This window comes from Andreesenia angusta (assembly GCF_001855385.1).
Taxonomy (GTDB): domain Bacteria; phylum Bacillota; class Clostridia; order Tissierellales; family Gottschalkiaceae; genus Andreesenia; species Andreesenia angusta.
On sequence record NZ_MKIE01000027.1, the window covers coordinates 1 to 4,107 of the forward strand.

A 4,107-nucleotide genomic window follows, 5' to 3' on the forward strand; every position below is an offset into this window, starting at 1 on the left:
GGGGTACCGTCCTATTTATGCGGATTAACAACGTTAAGAAAAATAAATTACAAAAAAGCTTGTTTTTTCCAATGCTTAGCATAAAAGAAAACAAGCTTTTGTTTGCAATTTTCAAAAAATAGTATTCATTTTACTGTTTAGACTCAGCATATTTTTCTAACAACTTTAGAATGTCTTTGGAACATCAGGTTCCCTTCGGATGAAGTTCCTTGCATCTTCCTATAGTGCAGGCTCCTGTCATTTTCTTTATATCCGAAAGATTTCTAGCTCCTCCTTTTATCGCATCGATTATTTCTTGCTCACTTACGTTTGAACAGTAGCATATGGTTTTCATAAGTTTCCTCCTATATAGATAGCTTCAGCTGATATCGGATAATCTCCTGTAAAGCGATGTTCTGGATACTCTCGTAATCTGGCAAATCTGGTTTACAGTCATCTTGCCTTCTTCATATAGCTTCACAGCATAGTTCATCCCAGCGTGGTCTTTATGATATTTCTTAACCCTGCCCTTGTATTTACCTTCCTTCTTGGCCAGTTCTATACCTTCTCTTTGGCGCATCCTTATCAGGTCTCTTTCTAGCTGATTCACCCCGCCCATCACTGTAATCAGAAACTGGCTGTACGGATTGTCCTTCGACAGGTCAAGCCAGGTATCCTTAAGGGACTTGAGGCCGGCCTTCTTGCTGCGGATGTAGTCTATCAGCTCGAAAAGGTCTCTTGTGCTCCTGGTTATCCTGGTCAGGTCAGTCACGTAAATCACGTCGCCTTCAGCTAGTTCCTCCAGCATCGCTTGAAGCTGCTCTCTGTCTTTTGTCGCCCCGGAGACTTTCTCTTCGAATATCAAGTCCATCCCTACTTCATTCAGCTGATGAATCTGTCTCGCTGTGCTCTGGTCTGAAGAGCTAACCCTGATATATCCAATTTTCCTCAAAATCTCACCTCATTTCAGCACAAGTCTTATGGTACACTCCTAGACCCCATTTTATCTAAAGAGTATAATTGTACCAATAGAGTGTACTCTATTAATATGATTATACTTATAAATTCAATAAAAGAAAAGGGATGGTGGACTATGAGAATAGTAAGAGGAAGAGAGCTACTTACAGAGGAGCAGAGAATTGGCATTATTCAGCCTCCTGAGGATGACTGGGCACTAGGGACGTATTACACATTTTCTAATATGGACATGGAAGTTATAGAAAAGCGGAGAAAGGAAGAAAACCGTCTTGGATTTGCGGTTCAGTTGGCTCTTCTCAGGTATCCTGGATGGCCATACAACTTTATAGAGAATGTGCCCTCTCCAATAGTAAACTACATAGCCAGACAGATTGGAGCCGACCCCGCTTTAATGAAATACTATCCTCAAAGAGAAAATACGATTTGGGACCACCTGAAAGAAATCCGGAGAGAATATGGCTATATATCGTTCACCTTGAAGGAATATCGTTTGGCTTTCAAGCATATATACAAGCTGGCTTTGGAAGAAGGAGATGCTGTCCCGCTGTTGCATGAATGCATAGATTTTCTCAGAAGCAAGCAAGTTATACTTCCCGCCATAACGACAATCGAAAGGATAGTCTGGGAAGCTAGGGAGATGGCCGAAAGAAAGATATTCAATACCATAAGCAAGTCTTTGACAAGCGAGCAGAAGGAGAAGCTTGAGTCAGTTATATCCACTCAAAGTCCGTCTGATACGAGAAGGACAATACTGGGCTGGCTGAAAGAGGCTCCTGGACATCCTTCTCCAGAAACGTTTTTGAAAGTGATAGAGCGGCTTGAGTACATAAGGTCTTTGGGACTTGAAACAGCTGAAACCAAATACGTACATCCAAATCGCCTGCTACAGTTCACTCGGATGGGTTCAAGGTACGAGCCATATGAATTCCGCAAGTTTAAAGAGAATAAAAGACTTTCACTATTGACCATATACTTAAAAAATCTTGCCCAGGAGCTTACAGACAGGGCTTTCGAGATTCACGACAGACAGATGCTCAGATTGATGGCGAAGGGACGCAAGGCACAAGATGAAATCCAAAAACAGAACGGCAAGAAGCTGAACGAGAAGGTAATCCACTTCGCCGACATAGGTAAGGCTCTTATCAAGGCCAAGGAGGAAAGCCTAGACGTCTTTGAGGTTCTAAACTCTGTAATCGAGTGGAACTCATTCGTATCTTCCGTAGAAGAAGCCCAGACTCTTGTAAGGCCTGCCGACTACGACTATCTGGACCTGTTGAAGAAAAGATTCTATTCACTTAGGAAGTACACTCCTACTCTTTTGAAAACACTGGAGTTTAAGTCAACCAAGTCAAGCGAGACGCTGCTGCAGGCAGTGGAGGTTATAAGAGAGATGAACGAGTCCGGAAAGCGAAAGGTACCTAGTGAATCCCCGACAGACTTCATCTCTAGGCGCTGGAAAAAGCATATTTACGAGGAGGACGGGGCTATAAACCGACACTACTACGAGATGGCCGTACTGATGGAGCTCAGGGAGCATGTAAGGGCCGGAGATATCTCTGTGGTAGGCAGTAGAAAATACAGAGACTTCGAGGAATATCTGTTTTCTGAAAAAGAGTGGAGCGATGCTAAGGAGAGTACAAGGCTTGCAGTCAGCCTGTCGTTCGAGGACTTTATCGAGGAGAGAGTGGAGACCCTGGAGGAAAGGTTAAGTTGGCTGAGCAAAAATTGGAACAAGCTCGATAGTGTAAGTTTTGAAAAGGGCAGGCTTTCAGTCTCACGCCTGGACAAAGATGTCCCAAAAGAGGCAAAGCAGTTTAGCGAAAGCCTTTATAAGATGCTGCCGCGGATTAAGCTCACCGACCTTCTTATGGACGTGGCCCAAATAACCGGATTCCATCATCAGTTCACCCATGCCTCCAACAACAGAAAGCCGGATGAAGGGGAGACTATCACTATCATGGCTGCCCTTCTGGGTATGGGAATGAACATAGGCTTAAGCAAAATGGCAGACGCAACTCCAGGACTGTCATACAAGCAACTGGCGAACGTGTCTCAGTGGCGTATGCACGAAGACGCAATGTCTAAAGCCCAGGCTACGCTGGTGAACTTCCATCACAAGCTGGATTTGGCGTATCACTGGGGCGACGGGACGACTTCCTCATCAGACGGAATGAGAATGAAGCTAGGGGTATCCTCTCTACATGCGGATTCGAACCCTCACTATGGGTCTGGCAAAGGAACCACCATATACAGGTTCACTAGCGACCAGTTCTCATCGTACTATACGAAAGTTATCCATACCAACTCTAGGGATGCCATACATGTGCTGGACGGACTGCTACACCATGATACGGACCTGAATATAGAAGAGCACTTTACCGACACCGCCGGATATACTGACCAGATTTTCGGACTGACACATCTGCTGGGATTCAAGTTTGCCCCTAGGATAAGGGATTTATCGGACTCAAAGCTCTTCACGATAGGAAAAGCGAGCGACTATCCCAAGCTGGAGCCTCTTCTGAGAGGTCAAATAAACACAAAGCTGATTAAAGACAATTACGACGACGTGCTGAGACTCGCCCACTCCATAAGAGAAGGAGCCGTATCGGCATCGCTAATAATGGAGAAGCTGGGGTCTTACGCAAGGCAAAACAGCCTGGCTACAGCCTTACGTGAAATAGGTCGGATAGAGAAGACAATATTCATCTTGAACTATATCTCAAGCGAGTCACTTAGGAGGAAAATTCAAAGGGGACTTAACAAGGGAGAATTCATGAACGCCCTGGCCAGGGCGCTGTTCTTCGGAAAGCAGGGGGAACTAAGGGAGAGAACCGTGCAGAACCAGCTGCAGAGGGCGACTGCCTTGAACATAATCATAAACGCCGTCAGCGTATGGAACACCTTGCATCTAACTAAGGCTGTCGAATACCAGAAACGCCTAGGCAACTTCAACGAGGACCTGCTTCAGCATATGTCACCGCTAGGATGGGAGCATATCAACCTGCTTGGAGAGTATAGGTTCAACTCTGAGCAGGCCATTTCACTGGATTCACTAAGACCCCTAGTGCTTGGCTAAAGATATAAAAAGCTTGTTCTTTCCGTATTGAATCTTTGGAAAAAACAAGCTTTTATGTAATTTATTTTTCT

3 protein-coding genes are annotated in these 4,107 nt (G+C 44.8%); 1 reads left to right on the forward strand and 2 read right to left on the reverse strand.

The window, feature by feature from the left end; all coding sequences use genetic code 11:
- Window positions 1-184 precede the first annotated feature (184 nt).
- Window positions 185-334, reverse strand: coding sequence for a (2Fe-2S)-binding protein (locus EUAN_RS12405; protein ID WP_084655939.1), 150 nt, complete (start codon window positions 332-334; stop codon window positions 185-187).
- Window positions 335-358: 24 nt separating this feature from the next.
- The gene (locus EUAN_RS12015) at window positions 359-931 is read right to left on the reverse strand and encodes a recombinase family protein (protein WP_071064833.1); all 573 of its coding nucleotides are present in this window, start codon (window positions 929-931) and stop codon (window positions 359-361) included.
- Between the two features lie 141 nt (window positions 932-1,072).
- On the opposite strand from EUAN_RS12015, the gene EUAN_RS12020 reads away from it, so the two are divergent.
- On the forward strand, window positions 1,073-4,036 hold the full coding sequence (locus EUAN_RS12020; RefSeq protein ID WP_071064835.1) for a Tn3 family transposase: 2,964 nt from the start codon (window positions 1,073-1,075) through the stop codon (window positions 4,034-4,036).
- Window positions 4,037-4,107: the final 71 nt, after the last annotated feature.